Origin of the sequence: Rhizobium sp. BK316 (assembly GCF_014193695.1) — a bacterium.
Taxonomy (GTDB): domain Bacteria; phylum Pseudomonadota; class Alphaproteobacteria; order Rhizobiales; family Rhizobiaceae; genus Rhizobium.
In genome coordinates this window covers 330,414-348,094 of sequence record NZ_JACHZR010000002.1, presented here as the reverse complement: position 1 = coordinate 348,094, position 17,681 = coordinate 330,414, and the positions used below count along the sequence as shown (strand labels likewise).

Sequence of the window (17,681 nt, the reverse complement as noted above, 5' to 3'; positions counted from 1 at the left end):
TTTGCACTGGCTCAATCGAATTTAAGACGCGGAAGACCACGTTGAAACAAAGAGAACGCCGGCCCGGCGCGAAGACGGCGGCAGGCCCTTCCGGCGGACGCCGCGCCGATGCGCGGCCGGCAAGATCGGAAAAGCCGACGGCAAAGGCCGCCCCTGCGCGGAATCAGCGTCCACCGGCAGCGGTTCCGGCCGCAATCGAACGTCCGTTGACGGTCCGTACTGGCGACCGGCCGGCCGAGCGCGTGCCTGTCATCTTGGAGACGATGGGTGCGGGCGATTTCCATCTGATCGACAGCGGCAACGGCCAGAAGCTCGAGCAATACGGCCCCTACCGGATCGTCCGGCCCGAAGGTCAGGCGCTGTGGCAGCCGTCGCTGCCCGATCATGTCTGGGAAAAGGTCGATGCCGTCTTCACCGGAGATACGGATGAAGAGGGCACGGGACGCTGGCGTTTTCCGAAGGAAGCGCTTGGCGAAACCTGGCCGCTCAATCTGCTCGGTGTCGATTTCTTCGGCCGCTTCACCTCTTTCCGTCACGTCGGCGTCTTTCCCGAGCAGATCGTTCACTGGAGCTGGATGAAGAACCAAGTGGAGAGCGCCGGCCGTCCGCTGAAGGTATTGAACCTCTTCGGTTATACGGGCGTCGCCTCGCTGGTTGCCGCAGCGGCCGGTGCAGAGGTCACCCATGTCGATGCCTCGAAGAAGGCGATCGGCTGGGCGCGCGAAAACCAGGCGCTGGGGCGCATGGAGAAGCTGCCGATCCGCTGGATCTGCGAGGATGCGATGAAGTTCATCCTGCGCGAGGAGCGCCGCGGCAGCCAGTACGACATCATCCTCACCGACCCGCCGAAATTCGGCCGCGGGCCGAACGGCGAGGTCTGGCATCTGTTCGAACATCTGCCGCTGATGCTGGATATCTGCCGTGAAATCCTGTCGCCGAAAGCGCTCGGGCTGGTGCTGACGGCCTACTCGATCCGAGCGAGCTTCTATTCCATCCACGAGTTGATGCGCGAGACGATGCGCGGCGCCGGCGGGGTGGTCGAATCCGGCGAACTCGTCATCCGCGAGGCGGGCCTCGACGGCAAGACGCCGGGTCGCGCGCTTTCCACCTCTCTCTTTTCCCGCTGGGTGCCGAAATGAACGAATTCCACGATCGCGGCCCCCGCAAGGTCGGGCAAGTGAAGGAAGTCACCTCGCTTGCCAATCCTGTTATCAAGGATATCAAGGCGCTGACCAACAAGAAGTCGCGCGAGGAGAGCGGCACCTTCATGGCCGAAGGCCTGAAGCTTGTCATCGATGCGATCGAACTTGGCTGGACCATCCGCACCCTCGTCTATGCGAAGGCGGCAAAAGGCAAGCCGCTGGTCGAGCAGATGGCAGCAAAGACGGTGGCTTCCGGCGGCCTCGTGCTCGAAGTCAGCGAAAAGGTGCTCTCCTCGATCACCCGGCGCGACAATCCGCAGATGGTGGTCGGTATCTTCGAAAACCGCTGGAGGGCGCTGAAGCATATCCGGCCGAAGGAAGGCGAGACCTGGGTGGCTCTCGACCGCGTGCGCGATCCCGGCAATCTCGGAACGATCATCCGCACCGCCGATGCGGCCGGTGCGTCCGGCGTCATCCTTGTCGGCGAGACGACCGATCCTTTCTCTCTGGAAACGGTGCGCGCCACGATGGGCTCGGTTTTCGCCGTTCCGGTCGCTCACGCGACCGCAGAGGAATTCATCGCCTGGAAGAGACAGGCCGGCGTCTCGGTCGTTGCGACCCACCTTGCCGGCTCGGTCGACTACCGCACGATTGATTACACGAAGAAGCCGGTCGTACTGCTGATGGGCAACGAACAATCCGGCCTGCCGGATCAGCTCGCCAGGGAGGCGGATGCGCTTGCCCGCATTCCGCAGCAGGGCCGCGCCGATTCCCTCAATCTGGCCGTTGCCACCGCCGTCATGCTTTTCGAGGCACGCCGCCATCTCCTCTCACTGTCCGAGGGCAAATGACCGACCAGACGACCGTGCGCCCGGCGCTCTTCTCGCGACCCCTGCCAATCCTGATCTTCATCTTGGTCGCCGTTCTCCTCGACCAGATCATCAAGATTGCCGTCGACCTCTACCTGCCGCTGCAGGAAGCCGTGCCCGTCATTCCGATGCTGGCGCTCTACCGCACCTATAATCTCGGCGTCGCCTTCTCGATGCTGTCGGGCATGGATGGCTGGTTCATCGTCGGCATGCGCCTGATCATCGTCGCCTTCGTGCTTTATCTCTGGCATCGCACGTCCAAGGATCGCTGGCTGGCGCATCTTGGCTATGCGCTCATCATCGCGGGGGCGATCGGCAATCTCATCGACCGTTTCGCCTATGGGCATGTGATCGACTACATTCTCTTCCATACGGAAACCTGGTCCTTCGCCGTCTTCAATCTGGCCGACAGCTTCATCACCGTCGGCGCCGGCTGCGTCATCCTCGACGAGATGCTGCAAAAGCCGAAAAAGGCGGATCGCTAAATTTTTAGCGGATTCCTGAAAACATTCGGAACGGGCGATATGTTAGCTGTATTGCATGCAGAGTATGGCGCAGCTACAGGAACGATTGTCCGCCGCATTCGGCGGAGCCGCCGATAGGGCCTATCAGGGCCGCACGGCGGGTGAATTGTCGCCGGCTCTTCTTCGCTCCCGGCATCCATTGATCTTCCACTGGCTCGGCGGATCGGGTCTTCTTTCGGCGATCCTGCTGCTGCTGCTTTCCCACTGGGGCGGTCCGCTCATGGCTGGCCTCGGCCTCATCCTGATTGCTGCCATTGCAGGTTATCTTGCTCTTCTTTTCAGGACCGGAAACAGGTCCGGCGGCCGCGGCCCGGAGACGCCGGAACACGTCGATGCGACCGGCCTGCTCGGCATGGTCCATGACGTGCTCGACGATATCGTCGTCACCCGCATGATGGACCGGCGCATCATTGGCGCCAACGAGACGTTCCGCCGCCTCACGGGGCGCGCAAAACCCGAAGGCCAGACCTGCGAAGAGATCGGCCTTGCCTTCCGCCCCGGCCCGCTGCCGCATCGTTACGACGTGGAGATTTCCACTCCGGCCGGCCAGCGCATCTTTCTCTGGCGCGATGTCGTGACCCGCGACCCGGCAAACGGGCGCCTGCTTCTGCAGAGCATCGCGCGCGATGTGACCGAAGAGCGGCTTGCCGCCGAAGGCCGCGAGGAAGCCCGGCAGAAGGCCGAATATAACAGCGCCGCCAAATCGCGGCTGCTCGCCACCGTCAGCCATGAAATCCGCACGCCTCTATCAGGCATTCTCGGCATGGCACATCTGATTTCCGAAACGAAGCTGACGCAGGAACAGCAGAATTATCTCGCCAGTATCCGTCAGTCCGGCCATGCGTTGACCCAGCTCGTCGAGGATCTGCTCGACTTCTCGACCATTGAGGTCGGCCGTTTCCAACTCCGCCCACGATCGGAATCCTTGCGTAAACTCGTCGAGAGCGTTGTGGAGATGCTGGCTCATCGCGCTCATGAGAAAGGCATCGAAATCGGTGCGACCGTCTCTTCCGACGTGCCGGAGCTGATGAGCTTCGATCCGGCGCGCCTGCGGCAGGTGCTTTTCAACGTCATCGGCAATGCGGTGAAGTTCACGCAGGCCGGCGGCGTCTTCATCCGTGTCTCAAGAGCGGCCAACGAATTGCTGATATCGGTGACCGATACCGGACCCGGTATGACCGCGGAGGAGCAGGCGCGCATATTCGGTGAATTCGAGCAGGGCGGCAGCCTTGTCCAGAAGAGCAATGGCACGGGCCTCGGCCTTGCGATCTCCGCCCGCATCCTGCGCGAGTTCGGCGGTTCGCTGGCAGTTGCAAGCGAAAGGGGCAAGGGCAGCCAGTTCACCATCCGCTTCCCGGCCGAGCTCTCCGAGGAAGATACCACGAGCCGGAATACATTGCTGGCAGGAAATAGTATCGTGCTGCTTGCCCCGGCGGGTGCGGCTCGCACGGCGATCGCCGAGACGATCACGACGCTCGGGGGGCGCTGCCATCTGGTCGCCGGCGGCGAGGCGGCGCGCGAAAGCCTGCTGTCGCTTGCCCGTAGCGGCGACCGGCCGACCGATATCATCGTCGACCACCGCATGTCCGAGGAGTTTTCGCTGCATATCGCCGATCGCACGGAGATTGCAGCGCTCGGCCTGCGCAAGGTGCTGCTCGTCAATCCGGAAGAGCGCAACTCGCATTCGCTCGACCTCTTCGATGCGTGGCTGATCCGACCGCTGCGCGAACAGTCGCTGATCGACGTCCTGCGCGGGCGCATGCGCGGCATGGAAAAGCGCGACGCGCTGAACGACAACCAACCGGGCATCGGCCTCTCGGTCGCAGAGCGCACGGCGACCGGCGACGGACTCTCCATCCTGCTCGGCGAGGACGACCCGATCAACGCCATGCTGGTGCGTGTCATGCTGGAAAAGGGCGGCCATTCGGTCCGGCATGTCGAGGATTTCGAATCTCTGCTGGACAGCGCGCTCGGTGACGATCGACCCGACATCATCATCAGCGATCTTTCCATGCCCGGCGGCAACGGTATCGACATGCTCGGACGCCTTCGCGGACACGAACGGCGGCTCGATCTTCAGCCGGTTCCGGTCATCGTTCTGACTGCGGATAAGAGCGACGAATCGCGGCGACAGGTCTTGCTCAACGGCGCCAATCGCGTCATGGTAAAACCGGTAGATCCGGTCAGGCTGCTCACCGAGGTACAGGCGGTCGTTGCTCTTTCAGCCCGCCGCGCTGAGGCGCGCTGAAGCTGGAGAAACCGGCACGTTTCTTGCGTGCACAAAATTCGGTATGTCACTTTCCTGTCGCATATAAGTGTTTTATGGCGTGTGATAAGCCGGCAACGGGAGAATCGCCATGTCTGTTGACATCCTCAATTGTGACGCTACCGCCGAGGCCTCCCGGCCGTCGACGGCTGCCGCCCCGAAGGAACACGATGTTCTCGGCCGCATCGGCAACCTCGAGACCCGCCTTGCCCGCAGTGCACGCGAAATCGATGCCGCACAGGCCGTGCGCTACCGCGTTTTCGTCGAGGAGATGAAAGCTCAGTTGCCGGCGGACGCCATGCGCCGCGAGCGCGACTTCGATGCCTATGACGCTTTCTGCGACCATCTTCTGGTTCTCGACCGCTCGATCGATGGCGATGCCGAAGACCAGATCGTCGGTACCTACCGCCTGCTCAGGCAGGAAATCGCCATGGCCAATGGCGGTTTTTACTCGGCTTCCGAATTTGCGATCGACGAACTGATTGCCCGTCATCCCGACAAGCGCTTCATGGAACTCGGGCGCTCCTGCGTGCTGCCGGAATACCGCACCAAACGCACGGTCGAACTGCTCTGGCAGGGCAACTGGGCTTATGCGCTGAAGCATGGCATGAGCGCCATGTTCGGCTGCGCCTCCTTCCCGGGGGTTCACCCGGAAAGCCACGCGCTGGCTCTTTCGTTCCTTTATCACAATGTGCTTGCCAAGGATGAATGGGCCGTTGGCGCACTGCCGCATCTGGCACGCGATATGGACCTGATGCCGGCTGAAGGCGTCAATCCGAAAAGGGCATTGATGGCGCTGCCGCCGCTGATCAAGGGTTACCTGCGCCTCGGCGCCATGGTTGGTTCCAGCGCAGTGGTCGACCAGGCCTTCAACACGACCGACGTGCTGATCGTGCTGCCGATATCCAGCATTTCCGATCGCTATTTGAACTATTACGGCGCAGACGCGGGCCGTTTCGCCAGCTAATCGCAGCATAGCCGTCGCTTGACGGCCAACAGCGATCCATTCATTCTCTTATGGCGTTTTCAGTAGGGCGCATCGGCAATGGTGCCGGCTGGGCTATGCCCGCCTACAAGATCAAAACCTTGCGCCATGCCGAATCTGGAAAACCTCAAGAAGAAAGCCAAGCAGTTCAAGCGGTGGCATCAGGATCGCTACTATCCTGTCGCCGCCGAGATCCGCTATTGGCTTACCCGCTACAGTCATCTCAGTGACCAGCAAATCCTCGCGCTTGAGTTCAAGCTTGCGGATGCACAGGAACTCGTGGCGGCGCAAGAGGGATTTGAAAGCTGGCCGGCGCTGAAAAAAGGACTCACCGATATGAGTACAACAGCGGAACAGAAACTCGCCTCCGAACCGACGCTCATCGACGCGCAGCCGCAGCTTTTCGTGAGCAATATCCAGGCCGCCTGCGATTTCTACTCACAAAAGCTCGGCTTCGACATCGCCTTCATCTACGGCGAACCGCCCTTCTATGCGCAAGTCGCTCGCGGCGCAGCGAGGCTGAACCTTCGCCGCGTCGAACTGCCGGCTTTCCATCCGGAGCTTCGTCAACGGGAGAAGGATATCCTTTCAGCGACGATAACGCTTGATGATGTAAAGACGTTGTTTCTCGAATACACAGCAAAGAATGTTCCGTTTCATCAGCCATTGAGACTAGAGCCCTGGGGTGCCAGAACCTTCATCGTCCGCGATCCGGATGAGAACCTGATTGCCTTTGCGGGCTAGAGCATTCGAGGGCGAACCGGATGCGCGCTCCGCCCTCTCCGTCAATCAGGAACCGGCGCCATAGGCCGCGATCGCAGCCATGTTGACGATATCGCTGTCCTTGGCACCCATCGAGGTGATCTGCACTGCCTTGTCGAGGCCGACGAGGATGGGGCCGATGACCGTCGAGCCGCCGAGTTCCTGCAGCATCTTCGTCGAAATCGATGCCGAGTGGAATGCCGGCATGACGAGGACGTTGGCCGGGCCGGAAAGACGGCAGAAGGGATATTGCTCCATCGCCTTACGGTTCAGAGCCACGTCAGCAGACATTTCACCATCATATTCGAAATCGACGCGGCGCTTGTCTAGGATCTTCACGGCCTCGCGGACACGCTCGGAACGTTCGCCCGAGGGATGGCCGAAGGTGGAATAGGCAAGCATTGCGATGCGCGGCTGGTAGCCCATGCGGCGCGCGAGGCCGGCGGCCTCCTCGGCAATATCGGCCAGTTCCTCAGCCGTCGGCATATCGTGAACCGCGGTGTCGGCAACGAAGACCGTACGGCCGCGGCAAAGCGCGATCGACACGCCGATCACACGATGGCCGGGCTTCTGGTCGATGCAGCGGCGCACGTCCTCAAGCGCGGTCGAATAATTGCGGGTAATACCCGTCACCATGCCGTCGGCATCGCCAAGCGCCACCATGGTCGCCGCAAAATGGTTGCGGTCATTATGGATGAGGCGCTGCACGTCGCGGTGCAGATAGCCTTTGCGCTGCAGGCGGGCATAGAGATAGTCGATATAGGCGTCGACCCGTGTCGAGATACGGGCGTTGACGATCTCAAGGCCCGGACGATTGAGATCGATGCCGGCACGCTCGGCAGTCGCCCGGATCAAATCCTCACGGCCGAGCAGAATGGCGGTGCCGAGCTGCTGGTTGGCGTAGGACAGGGCGGCGCGCAGCACCTGTTCCTCTTCGGCCTCGGCGAAGACCACACGTTTCGGATGACGGCGGACGCGCTCATAGAGGCTGGCGAGCGTGGAGGCGATCGGATCACGGCGGGCCGACAGCTCTCGCTTGTAGCCGGCCATATCGCTGATGATCTTGCGGGCGACGCCACTTTCGATCGCCGCTTCGGCAACGGCCGCCGGAATGGCGGAGATCAAGCGCGGATCGAAGGGAACCGGGATGATATATTGAGCGCCGAAGCGCGGACGGTTGCCCTGATAGGCGGCCGCGACATCATCGGGCACGTCCTCACGGGCGAGGCTTGCGAGCGCCTTCACGGCAGCGATCTTCATCGCGTCATTGATGGTCGTGGCGCGGACGTCGAGGGCGCCGCGGAAGATATACGGAAAGCCCAGCACGTTGTTGACCTGGTTCGGGTAGTCCGAACGACCGGTCGCCATAATGGCATCGTCACGAATGCGGGAAACTTCCTCTGGCGTGATTTCCGGATCGGGATTGGCCATGGCGAAGATGATCGGCCGGTCGGCCATGGAGCGGATCATTTCCTCGGAGAAGGCCCCCTTCTGTGACAGGCCAAGAACGACGTCCGCACCCTTCATGGCCTCTTCAAGCGTGCGGGTATCGGTCTTTGCCGCATGGGCCGATTTCCACTGGTTCATGCCTTCGGTGCGGCCCTGATAGATGACACCCTTGGTATCGCAAAGGATGATGTTCTCAGGCGCAAAACCCATCGACTTGATGAGCTCGACGCAGGCGATGGCGGCAGCACCGGCGCCGTTGCAGACGAGCTTGGTGGTCTTGAGATCGCGGCCTGTCAGCTCCAGCGCATTGATGAGGCCGGCAGCGGCAATGATTGCCGTGCCGTGCTGGTCGTCATGGAATACGGGAATATCCATCAGCTCGCGCAGGCGGCTTTCGATGACGAAACAGTCCGGCGCCTTGATGTCCTCCAGATTGATGCCGCCGAAGGACGGGCCGAGGAAGCGCACGCAGTTGATGAACTCGTCGACATTTTCCGTGTCGACTTCAAGGTCGATCGAATCGACATCGGCGAAACGCTTGAAGAGGACGGACTTGCCTTCCATGACCGGCTTGGAGGCAAGCGCCCCCAGATTGCCGAGGCCGAGAATGGCCGTGCCGTTGGAAATGACGGCAACCATATTGCCGCGGGTCGTGTAGTCATAGGCAGTGGCCGGATCGGTGGCGATCGCCTTGACCGGCACTGCGACACCAGGTGAATAGGCCAGCGAGAGGTCGCGCTGCGTCGCCATCGGCTTGGTCGGGTTGATCTCCAGCTTGCCTGGCCGACCCATCGCATGAAACTCAAGCGCTTCCGTGTCGGTAACAGAGGTCACCGGCCGTTCTTTCTTCTTCATCTGGGACATACCTCCTCCAAACGTCTGTGGGTGACGTTTTCCTCTTTCCCAATTGCTGTTGTCATCTATAGCGGCGCGCGGATAGGGTTGGCACCTGTTTTTTTGGGAAAAACTGCACCTCCGTGAACGCACGAATAGACAGCAGAAACGAAGCCTTCTCGGCAGCCGAGCTTGCGACTGAGGAAAGCCGCGCCTCGGCGACGCCGATGATGGAACAGTATATAGAGATCAAGGCGAATAATCCGGATTCGCTGCTCTTCTATCGCATGGGCGATTTTTACGAGCTGTTCTTCGAGGATGCGCTCGAGGCTTCGCGCGCGCTCGGAATCACGCTGACCAAGCGCGGCCAGCATATGGGGCAGGACATTGCGATGTGCGGCGTGCCTGTGCATGCGGCCGACGATTACCTGCAGAAACTGATCGCGCTCGGCTTTCGCGTTGCTGTCTGCGAGCAGGTGGAAGACCCGGCGGAAGCCAAGAAGCGCGGCTCGAAATCGGTCGTCAAGCGCGACGTCATTCGCTTGGTCACACCAGGCACCATTACCGAGGAGAAGCTGCTTTCTCCCTCGGAATCGAATTATCTGATGACGCTGTCGCGCATTCGCGGCTCTTCCGAGCCTGTGCTGGCGCTCGCCTGGATCGATATTTCCACCGGCGTTTTCCGGGTGGCGGAGACGGATGCTTCGCGGCTGCTTGCCGATATCCTGCGTATCGATCCGCGCGAACTCATCGTGCCGGATACGATCTTTTATGACGGCGAGCTGAAATCGGTCTTCGACGTGCTCGGCCGCACGGCCGTTCCACAGCCGGCTGTGCTTTTCGACAGCGCGACGGCGGAGACCCGCATAGCGCGCTATTTCGATGTTTCGACGCTTGATGGCTTCGGCAGTTTTTCGCGCGCCGAGCTTGCCGCAGCCGCAGCTGCCGTCGCGTATGTCGAGAAGACGCAGATCGCCGAGCGGCCGCCGCTCGGACGGCCGGAACGGGAGAGCGGCGCTTCGACGCTGTTCATCGATCCGGCCACGCGCGCCAATCTCGAGCTTGTGCGCACGCTGTCCGGCGATCGCAACGGCGCGCTGCTCAAGGCGATCGACCGGACGACCACCGGCGGCGGAGCGCGGCTGCTGGCCGAACGGCTGATGTCGCCGCTGACAGATCCCATCCGCGTCAATGAGCGGCTTGATTCGATCGGCTTCCTGATGCAGGAACCGTCGCTCTGCGGCGAGCTGCGCGATGCGCTGAAACATGTGCCCGATATGCCGCGAGCGCTCTCCCGCCTGGCACTCGACCGCGGCGGCCCCCGCGATCTCTGGGCCATTCGTCAGGGGCTCGGCGCTGCCGCGCATATCGCCGGTTTACTGGGAAGCGCGATGCTGCCGGAAGAATTGGAGCGGGCGCGCAAGGGGCTGCAGGCACTGCCATCAGGCCTCGAAACCTTGCTCGCGGAAAACCTCGCCGAGGAACTGCCGCTCCTGAAACGCGATGGCGGCTTCCTGCGCGACGGCGCGAATGCCGACCTCGACGAGGTTCGGGCGCTGCGCGACCAGTCGCGCCGGGTCATTGCCGGCCTGCAGCTGCAATATGCCGACGAGACCGGCATCAAGTCGCTGAAGATCAAGCACAACAATATCCTCGGTTACTTCATCGAGGTCACTGCCGGCAATGCCGGACCGATGACAGATACATCAGAGGCGAAGGCCCGCTTCATCCATCGTCAGACGATGGCGAATGCCATGCGCTTCACGACGACGGAGCTGGCCGATCTCGAGAGCCGCATCGCCAATGCCGCCGACCGCGCACTGCAGATCGAGCTTGAAGCCTTCGATCGGATGACCGAAGCGACTGTCGCCGAAGCGGAAGCGATCAAAGTCGGTGCCCGGGCGCTGGCCGTTATCGATGTTGCGGCAGGTCTGGCATTGCTTGCCGAAGAGCAGGCCTATTGCCGGCCACTGGTCGACGGATCGAAGATGTTTGCCATCGAGGGCGGGCGCCACCCTGTTGTCGAACAGGCCCTGCGGCGTCAGTCCATCGGCCCTTTCGTCGCCAATAACTGCGATCTGTCGCCTGTCTCCGACGGCAAGGATGGCGCCATCTGGCTGCTGACCGGCCCGAATATGGGCGGTAAGTCCACCTTCCTGCGGCAGAACGCGCTGATCTCGATTCTCGCCCAGATGGGTTCCTTCGTGCCGGCAACGTCAGCGCATATCGGCATCGTCGACCGGCTGTTTTCGCGCGTCGGCGCATCCGACGATCTGGCGCGCGGGCGTTCCACCTTCATGGTGGAAATGGTCGAGACGGCTGCAATCCTCAACCAGGCAACCGATCGTTCCCTGGTCATTCTCGACGAGATCGGCCGCGGTACTGCGACCTTCGACGGCCTTTCCATCGCCTGGGCCGCCGTCGAGCATCTGCACGAAGCCAACCGCTGCCGTGGGCTCTTTGCCACGCATTTCCACGAGCTGACGGTGCTCTCTGAAAAACTTGCCCGGCTATCGAACGCAACAATGCGGGTGAAGGAATGGGACGGCGACGTCATCTTCCTGCATGAAGTCGGTCCAGGTGCGGCCGACCGGTCCTACGGCATTCAGGTCGCGCGGCTTGCCGGCCTGCCGGCTTCGGTCGTGGCCAGAGCACGCGATGTATTGACGCGCCTTGAAGATGCCGATCGCAAGAATCCGACGAGCCAGTTGATCGATGACCTGCCGCTCTTCCAGGTGGCCGTGCGCCGCGAAGAGACACCACGCGGGCCTTCCAAGGTGGAGGAGGCGCTGAGGACAATGAGCCTCGACGACATGACACCGCGCGAGGCGCTCGATGCGCTTTACGACCTTAAAAAGAAGATGAAGTAGGAGCAGCCCCCCGTGTTCATGGAAAAACTGCTTCAGGAAACGCAGCGCCTCTCCGTCATCGTCTCGATGCTCGAAATCATGAAACAATCGGATGGTAATCTTGAGGCGCGCGGCTGGAACACGCCGATCGGCATGGCGAAGATTACCGGCTCGTGCCTTGTCATCGGCGAACTCAGCGGTGCAATCATTGACGCTGGATACCGCGAATGTGACAAGGCGACGCTTAACGGCATCATGAGCGAGACCCGGCAAGTTCTCAATACGCTGCTGGCACAGGGCTCAGCCTGAGAACTTGCGGCAAAGCGTCCCTCGCCGACGGCTTGCCAACACCATTTCGCCAAATTTAAGGGTTCATGCAATATGAACGCCTGTGTCATCAGGCGGGCAAAGAGGCAATAGCGCATGCAGACGAAATCAGAGGCACGCCACGAGCAAGCGGCCCGGACCGAAGAGGCAACCGCTCGGCCGATGGGGATGCACGACATCGATTTCTCAGAAATCCTCGATGTGGAACTGCTGCAGGGGCAATGCGACGCCATTGCCGAAGCCAACCGCAATCGTCCCGACGTGCTGCGCAACGATCTTCTTGCCGTTTTGAAGAAGGCGAGCGTAGAAGGGCGCCAGAAGGTGCGTGACCTGCTCGACGCCCAGGGCGGCGGGCTTGATTGCGCCCACCGCATTTCCTGGCTGCAGGACCAGATCATCGCCATTCTCTACAATTTCGCCACCGAGCATGTCTTCCCGAAGCAGAAGGACAAGTTTGCGGTGACCGCTGTCGGCGGCTATGGGCGCGACACGCTGGCGCCGGGCTCCGATATCGACCTGCTCTTCCTCTTCCTGCCGAAGCCGGCGGAAGAGACGCACAAGGCCGTCGAGTTCATGCTCTATATGCTGTGGGACATGGGCTTCAAGGTCGGGCATGCGACCCGCACCGTCGAGGAATGCATCGCGCTTTCCAAATCCGACATGACGATCCGCACCGCCATTCTGGAAATGCGCTACATCTGCGGGCTGAAGTCGCTGGAGACCGAACTGGAAGCCCGCTTCGACAAGGAAATCGTCACCGGCACCGGACCGGAATTCATTGCCGCCAAGCTCGCCGAACGCGACGAGCGCCATCGCAAAGCGGGCGACACGCGATACCTCGTCGAGCCGAACGTCAAGGAGGGCAAAGGCGGCCTTCGCGACCTGCACACGCTCTTCTGGATTTCGAAATATTATTATCACGTCCGCGACCCGGCCGATCTTGTGCCGCTCGGCGTGCTGTCGAAGCAGGAATACCGGCTGCTGGAAAAGGCCGACGATTTTCTCTGGGCCGTGCGCTGCCACATGCACTTCCTCACCGGAAAGGCCGAGGAGCGTCTTTCCTTCGATATCCAGCGCGAGATCGCCGAGGCTCTCGGCTATCATTCGCGCCCCGGCCTCTCGGCCGTCGAGCGCTTCATGAAGCACTATTTCCTGGTCGCCAAAGACGTGGGCGATCTGACGCGCATCCTTTGCGCAGCACTTGAAGACCAGCAGGCGAAGTCGATCCCCGGCCTGACCGGCGTCATCAGCCGCTTTACCCACCGCAACCGCAAGATCCCCGGCAGCGTCGAGTTCGTGGAAGATCGCGGCCGTATCGCGCTCGCCAATCCCGATGTCTTCAAGCGCGATCCGGTCAGCATTATCCGGCTGTTCCATGTCGCCGATATCAACGGGCTCGAATTCCATCCCGATGCGCTGAAACGCGTCACGCGTTCGCTCGGCCTCGTCAACAACGATCTGCGCGAAAACGACGAAGCCAACCGGCTGTTCCTGTCGATCCTGACTTCCAAGCACGATCCGGCGCTGATCCTGCGGCGCATGAACGAGGCCGGCGTGCTTGGCCGCTTCATTCCCGAATTCGGCAAGATCGTCGCGATGATGCAGTTCAATATGTATCACCACTATACTGTCGACGAGCACCTGATCCGCGCGATCGATGTGCTGTCGGAGATCGACAAGGGCAAGGCGGAGGAACTGCATCCGCTCGCCAACAAGCTCATGCCGCATATCGAGGACCGCGAGGCGCTCTATGTCGCGGTCTTGCTGCACGATATCGCCAAGGGCCGGCAGGAGGACCATTCGATTGCCGGCGCCCGCGTCGCCCGCAAGCTTTGCGCCCGTTTCGGCCTGTCGCAGAAGCAGACCGAGATCGTCGTCTGGCTGATCGAGGAACATCTGACCATGTCGATGGTCGCCCAGACGCGCGACCTGACGGACCGCAAGACGATCACCGACTTCGCCGATCGCGTTCAGTCCTTGGATCGGCTGAAGATGCTGATGATCCTGACGATCTGCGACATCCGCGCCGTCGGTCCGGGCGTCTGGAACGGCTGGAAGGGCCAGTTGCTGCGCACGCTCTATTACGAAACTGAACTGCTGCTTGCCGGCGGTTTCTCCGAGGTGTCGCGCAAGGAGCGTGCCCAGGCTGCGGCCGAGGCGCTCTATGCGGCGCTGTCCGACTGGAGCCAGAAGGACCGCCGCACCTACGCCAAACTGCACTACCAGCCCTACCTGCTCTCCGTACCGCTGGAAGACCAGATCCGCCATGCGCATTTCATCCGCCAGGCGGACAAGGCCGGTCAGGCGCTGGCGACCTCGGTGCGCACCGACAGTTTCCATGCCATTACCGAAATCACCGTTCTTTCGCCCGACCATCCCCGCCTGCTTGCCGTCATTGCCGGTGCTTGCGCGGCAGCCGGCGCCAACATCGTCGACGCGCAGATCTTCACGACTTCGGATGGCCGCGCTCTCGATACAATCCATGTCAGTCGCGAGTTTCCGAACGACGAGGACGAGCTTCGTCGTGCCGCCACGATCGGCAGGATGATCGAAGACGTGCTTTCCGGCCGCAAGCGCCTGCCCGAGGTGATCGCGACCCGCGCGAAGAACCGCAAGAAGAGCAAGGCCTTCATCATTCCGCCGTCGGTGACGATCACCAACAGCCTGTCGAACAAGTTCACGGTCATCGAGGTGGAATGCCTCGACCGGCCGGGCCTGCTCTCGGAAATGACAGCGGTGCTATCCGATCTATCGCTCGATATCCAATCCGCGCGCATCACCACTTTCGGTGAAAAGGTCATCGATACATTCTACGTTACCGATCTCGTCGGTCAGAAGATTTCCGGCGACAGCAAGCGCGCGAATATCACTGCCCGTATGAAAGCGGTCATGGCCGAGGAGCAGGACGAACTGCGCGAGCGTATGCCTTCCGGCATCATCGCGCCTCCCGCTACATCAGCCGAAAAGAAAGCCGGTCCCCCCGCATGAGCCTCGTCAAGAAATTCGCCACCGTCGGCGGCGCCACGCTCGGCAGCCGCATCTTTGGTTTTGCCCGCGAAACGCTGATGGCAGCTGCTCTCGGCACCGGGCCGATGGCTGACGTCTTCTATGCCGCCTTCCGTTTCCCGAATCTCTTCCGCCGGCTGTTTGCCGAAGGCGCCTTCAACGCCGCCTTCGTGCCGCTCTTCGCCAAGGAGATCGAGGCGAACGGCACTGACGGTGCCAAGCGCTTTTCGGAAGAAGTCTTCGGCGTTCTCTTTTCCGTGCTGCTGCTCATCACCATCGTGATGGAGCTTTCCATGCCGCTGCTGGTGCGCTTCGTCATCGCGCCGGGCTTTGCTGATGATCCCGAGAAGTTCGGTATCACCATTCGCATGGCCGCGGTGATGTTTCCCTATCTCATGTGCATGTCGCTGACGGCGATGATGAGCGGCATGCTGAATTCGCTGCATCACTTCTTCGCCGCTGCCGTCGCGCCTATCTTCCTCAACGTCGTGATGATCGGTGCGCTCTTTTATGCGCTTTATACCGGCGCCGAACCGTTGGCGACTGCCTGGTATCTCTCCTGGGGCGTACTGGTCGCCGGTGTCCTGCAGCTTGTCGTCGTCTATGTCGGCGTGCTGCATGCCGGCATGAGCATCGGCTTCCGCTTCCCAAAGATGACGCCGAACGTCAAGCGGCTGCTGATCCTTGCGGTTCCGGCGGCCGTGACCGGCGGCATCACGCAGATCAACCAGCTCATCGGACAGGCAATCGCCTCCTCCCGCGAAGGCGCGATTGCCGCCCTGCAATATGCCGATCGCATCTACCAGCTTCCGCTCGGCGTCGTCGGCATCGCCGTCGGTGTGGTACTGCTGCCGGAGCTTGCCCGCGCGCTTAAGGGCGGCGCGTTGCGCGAGGCTGCCTTTTTGCAGAACCGCTCGATCGAATTCGTGCTGTTCCTGACGATCCCAGCTGCATTCGCGCTGTGGATCCTCTCCGACGAGATTATTCGCGTCCTCTATGAGCGCGGGGCCTTCGATCAGGAAAACACCCTGATCGTCGGCTCGATCCTGGCGATCTACGGCATCGGCTTGCCGGCTTTCGTGCTGATCAAGGCGCTGCAGCCGGGCTTTTATGCCCGCGAAGACACCAAGACGCCGATGCGTTTTTCAGCAATCGCGGTGGCGACCAACTGCGCCACGGCGCTGACGCTGTTCCCCTACATGGGCGCGCCGGGCATCGCAGTCGCCGAAGCCACGGCCGGCTGGATCAGCACCGTGCTGCTCTTCACCACGCTTCTGCGCCGCGGCCATCTGACTTGGGAATGGGCGCTGGCCAAACGCGCAGCGCTGCTGGTCGTCGCCGCTGCCGTCATGGGCGCCGTCATCATCTATCTCAAGCAGTACTGGGCGCCCTGGCTTGCCTCGGGGGCGCCGCTTCTGAGCAAGGTCGGCACGCTTGGCCTGCTGATCGCGATTTCTATGGTCGTCTATTTTGCGACCGCCTTCCTGATCGGCGGAGCAGACCTCGGCATGATCCGGCGCAACCTCAATCGCAAACCGGCATCGGCGAAGGACGCCTAAGGTCTGCAGCCTTTCCTGGTTCTAGCAATCGACCCAGCGTCGCTGCGGCCCGACATCGACATGGATGATGCCGTTGCAGTAGCTGCCGATCCCACCTATCCCGGGCGCGGTTTTTGCGGCCGCGATGATCGTTCGCTCCGACAGTCCGGGAATCCTGATATCGGCTGCCATGCACTTTCCATGCAGGGAGCCGTGGCGGCGGGGATGCGGCCGGAAGCCCGACGTTATCATCGGGCGGCGTCCGGTCTTTGCCGCGATATGCGACAAAACCGCCCGCAATCGCGCCGGAAAACAGCTGGCGCGAACACTGACGGTCTGCACCGTGTAAGCAATGCGCGTCTCGTGTTTGGGAAGTTGGCTGGTCTGCCGTCGATTGTCTTGACCGACGGCTGTGGTTGCTGATTGTAGGGCGAAAAGGCCTGCCATGGCGAGCAAACTGGCGTTCTGCATGGTCCCTCCGATCGGTTATCCCGACGGCCCCTTGGGCCGCCAGCCCGGCGAGAGGATTTTCAGTTCAAAGAAAGCTTTTCTGTGAAATTTTATACTCAATTCTAGCTAAACATACTGATCAATTTGGCGTAAAACTGGGCATTTTTCTGCAAACAAATGGAATAAACTTCCGAATCTGGAGATCCCATGATCCAATCTCTGTTCCTCGTCACCCTCGTCGTCGACGATTATGACCGCGCCAAAGCCTTCTATTGTGAGGCCCTCGGCTTCGAATGCCTTCAGGATGAAGTACAGCCGGAAGGCAAGCGCTGGGTCGTCGTCAAGCCAAAGGGCGGGGATGGCGCCGCCTTTCTGCTGGCGCAGGCGGCAAATGAAGCACAGCAAGCCGCCGTCGGAAATCAAACCGGCGGGCGTGTCGGCTTCTTCCTCAAGACCGACGATTTTGCGCGCGATCACGCAGCGATGCTTGATGCCGGCGTGCGCTTTCTGGAGGAGCCGCGACATGAGGTTTACGGTACCGTGGCCGTCTTTTCGGATCCTTACGGCAACACCTTCGATCTCATTCAACAGGCCGCGCCCGCGGCCTCTTGATTGCGGCCGGGCGCCCGTGCATAAGCGCCCGCGTTAGCAACATGGGCCTTTGGCCCTGAGGCCCTCCA

The 17,681-nt window shown here is 61.4% G+C and carries 13 protein-coding genes; 11 read left to right on the top strand and 2 right to left on the bottom strand.

Annotated features, from left to right (window positions below; translation table 11 throughout):
- The first annotated feature begins 41 nt into the window (after positions 1-41).
- From FHT87_RS10235 to FHT87_RS10210, 6 genes are all read left to right on the top strand, one after another.
- Positions 42-1,139: a class I SAM-dependent methyltransferase gene (locus FHT87_RS10235; protein WP_183801528.1), complete on the top strand. Its 1,098-nt coding sequence runs from the start codon at positions 42-44 to the stop codon at positions 1,137-1,139.
- The gene (locus tag FHT87_RS10230; RefSeq protein ID WP_183801525.1) at positions 1,136-1,993 is read left to right on the top strand and encodes an RNA methyltransferase; all 858 of its coding nucleotides are present in this window, start codon (positions 1,136-1,138) and stop codon (positions 1,991-1,993) included. Before FHT87_RS10235 ends, FHT87_RS10230 begins: the two co-directional genes overlap by 4 nt.
- Positions 1,990-2,496, top strand: a complete 507-nt coding sequence (lspA, locus tag FHT87_RS10225) for a signal peptidase II (RefSeq protein ID WP_183727967.1) — start codon at positions 1,990-1,992, stop codon at positions 2,494-2,496. The genes FHT87_RS10230 and lspA overlap by 4 nt, the downstream gene beginning before the upstream one ends.
- Before the next feature lie 55 nt (positions 2,497-2,551).
- Positions 2,552-4,783 carry an ATP-binding protein gene (locus FHT87_RS10220; RefSeq protein ID WP_183801522.1) on the top strand — a complete coding sequence of 744 codons (2,232 nt, stop codon included), beginning with the start codon at positions 2,552-2,554 and terminating at the stop codon, positions 4,781-4,783.
- A gap of 109 nt (positions 4,784-4,892) precedes the next feature.
- Positions 4,893-5,768, top strand: coding sequence for a GNAT family N-acetyltransferase (locus FHT87_RS10215; protein ID WP_183727963.1), 876 nt, complete (start codon positions 4,893-4,895; stop codon positions 5,766-5,768).
- 126 nt (positions 5,769-5,894) lie between these two features.
- Positions 5,895-6,530: a VOC family protein gene (locus FHT87_RS10210; protein ID WP_183727961.1), complete on the top strand. Its 636-nt coding sequence runs from the start codon at positions 5,895-5,897 to the stop codon at positions 6,528-6,530.
- A 45-nt stretch (positions 6,531-6,575) separates the two neighbouring features.
- On the opposite strand, the gene FHT87_RS10205 is transcribed toward FHT87_RS10210, so the two are convergent.
- Positions 6,576-8,861, bottom strand: a complete 2,286-nt coding sequence (locus FHT87_RS10205) for an NADP-dependent malic enzyme (protein ID WP_183727959.1) — start codon at positions 8,859-8,861, stop codon at positions 6,576-6,578.
- A gap of 113 nt (positions 8,862-8,974) precedes the next feature.
- On the opposite strand from FHT87_RS10205, the gene mutS reads away from it, so the two are divergent.
- The 4 genes from mutS (at position 8,975) to murJ (ending at position 16,572) form a co-directional block, all read left to right on the top strand.
- Complete coding sequence (gene mutS / locus FHT87_RS10200; RefSeq protein ID WP_183801518.1) at positions 8,975-11,701, top strand: DNA mismatch repair protein MutS; 2,727 nt, start codon at positions 8,975-8,977, stop codon at positions 11,699-11,701.
- 12 nt (positions 11,702-11,713) lie between these two features.
- Positions 11,714-11,989: a hypothetical protein gene (locus FHT87_RS10195; protein ID WP_183727955.1), complete on the top strand. Its 276-nt coding sequence runs from the start codon at positions 11,714-11,716 to the stop codon at positions 11,987-11,989.
- Between the two features lie 114 nt (positions 11,990-12,103).
- Positions 12,104-14,995, top strand: coding sequence for a [protein-PII] uridylyltransferase (locus FHT87_RS10190; RefSeq protein ID WP_183801515.1), 2,892 nt, complete (start codon positions 12,104-12,106; stop codon positions 14,993-14,995).
- Positions 14,992-16,572: a murein biosynthesis integral membrane protein MurJ gene (murJ, locus tag FHT87_RS10185; protein WP_183801512.1), complete on the top strand. Its 1,581-nt coding sequence runs from the start codon at positions 14,992-14,994 to the stop codon at positions 16,570-16,572. Before FHT87_RS10190 ends, murJ begins: the two co-directional genes overlap by 4 nt.
- A 21-nt stretch (positions 16,573-16,593) precedes the next feature.
- On the opposite strand, the gene FHT87_RS10180 is transcribed toward murJ, so the two are convergent.
- A complete protein-coding gene (locus FHT87_RS10180; RefSeq protein WP_183727948.1) occupies positions 16,594-17,022 on the bottom strand; it encodes a DUF882 domain-containing protein in 429 nt (142 codons plus the stop codon).
- Positions 17,023-17,208: 186 nt separating this feature from the next.
- Here FHT87_RS10180 and FHT87_RS10175 point away from each other — a divergent pair, with 186 nt between their 5' ends.
- Positions 17,209-17,613: a VOC family protein gene (locus FHT87_RS10175; protein WP_183727947.1), complete on the top strand. Its 405-nt coding sequence runs from the start codon at positions 17,209-17,211 to the stop codon at positions 17,611-17,613.
- Positions 17,614-17,681: the final 68 nt, after the last annotated feature.

Bases quoted from the DNA above. Each gene is read 5' to 3' on its own strand.
- FHT87_RS10210 (WP_183727961.1), top strand. From the start codon at position 5,895: ATGCCGAATCTGGAAAACCTCAAGAAGAAAGCCAAGCAGTTCAAGCGG.
- FHT87_RS10220 (WP_183801522.1), top strand. From the start codon at position 2,552: ATGCAGAGTATGGCGCAGCTACAGGAACGATTGTCCGCCGCATTCGGC.
- FHT87_RS10215 (WP_183727963.1), top strand. From the start codon at position 4,893: ATGTCTGTTGACATCCTCAATTGTGACGCTACCGCCGAGGCCTCCCGG.
- FHT87_RS10230 (WP_183801525.1), top strand. From the start codon at position 1,136: ATGAACGAATTCCACGATCGCGGCCCCCGCAAGGTCGGGCAAGTGAAG.
- FHT87_RS10205 (WP_183727959.1), bottom strand. From the start codon at position 8,861: ATGTCCCAGATGAAGAAGAAAGAACGGCCGGTGACCTCTGTTACCGAC.
- FHT87_RS10190 (WP_183801515.1), top strand. From the start codon at position 12,104: ATGCAGACGAAATCAGAGGCACGCCACGAGCAAGCGGCCCGGACCGAA.
- FHT87_RS10180 (WP_183727948.1), bottom strand. From the start codon at position 17,022: ATGCAGAACGCCAGTTTGCTCGCCATGGCAGGCCTTTTCGCCCTACAA.
- lspA (WP_183727967.1), top strand. From the start codon at position 1,990: ATGACCGACCAGACGACCGTGCGCCCGGCGCTCTTCTCGCGACCCCTG.
- FHT87_RS10175 (WP_183727947.1), top strand. From the start codon at position 17,209: ATGATCCAATCTCTGTTCCTCGTCACCCTCGTCGTCGACGATTATGAC.
- murJ (WP_183801512.1), top strand. From the start codon at position 14,992: ATGAGCCTCGTCAAGAAATTCGCCACCGTCGGCGGCGCCACGCTCGGC.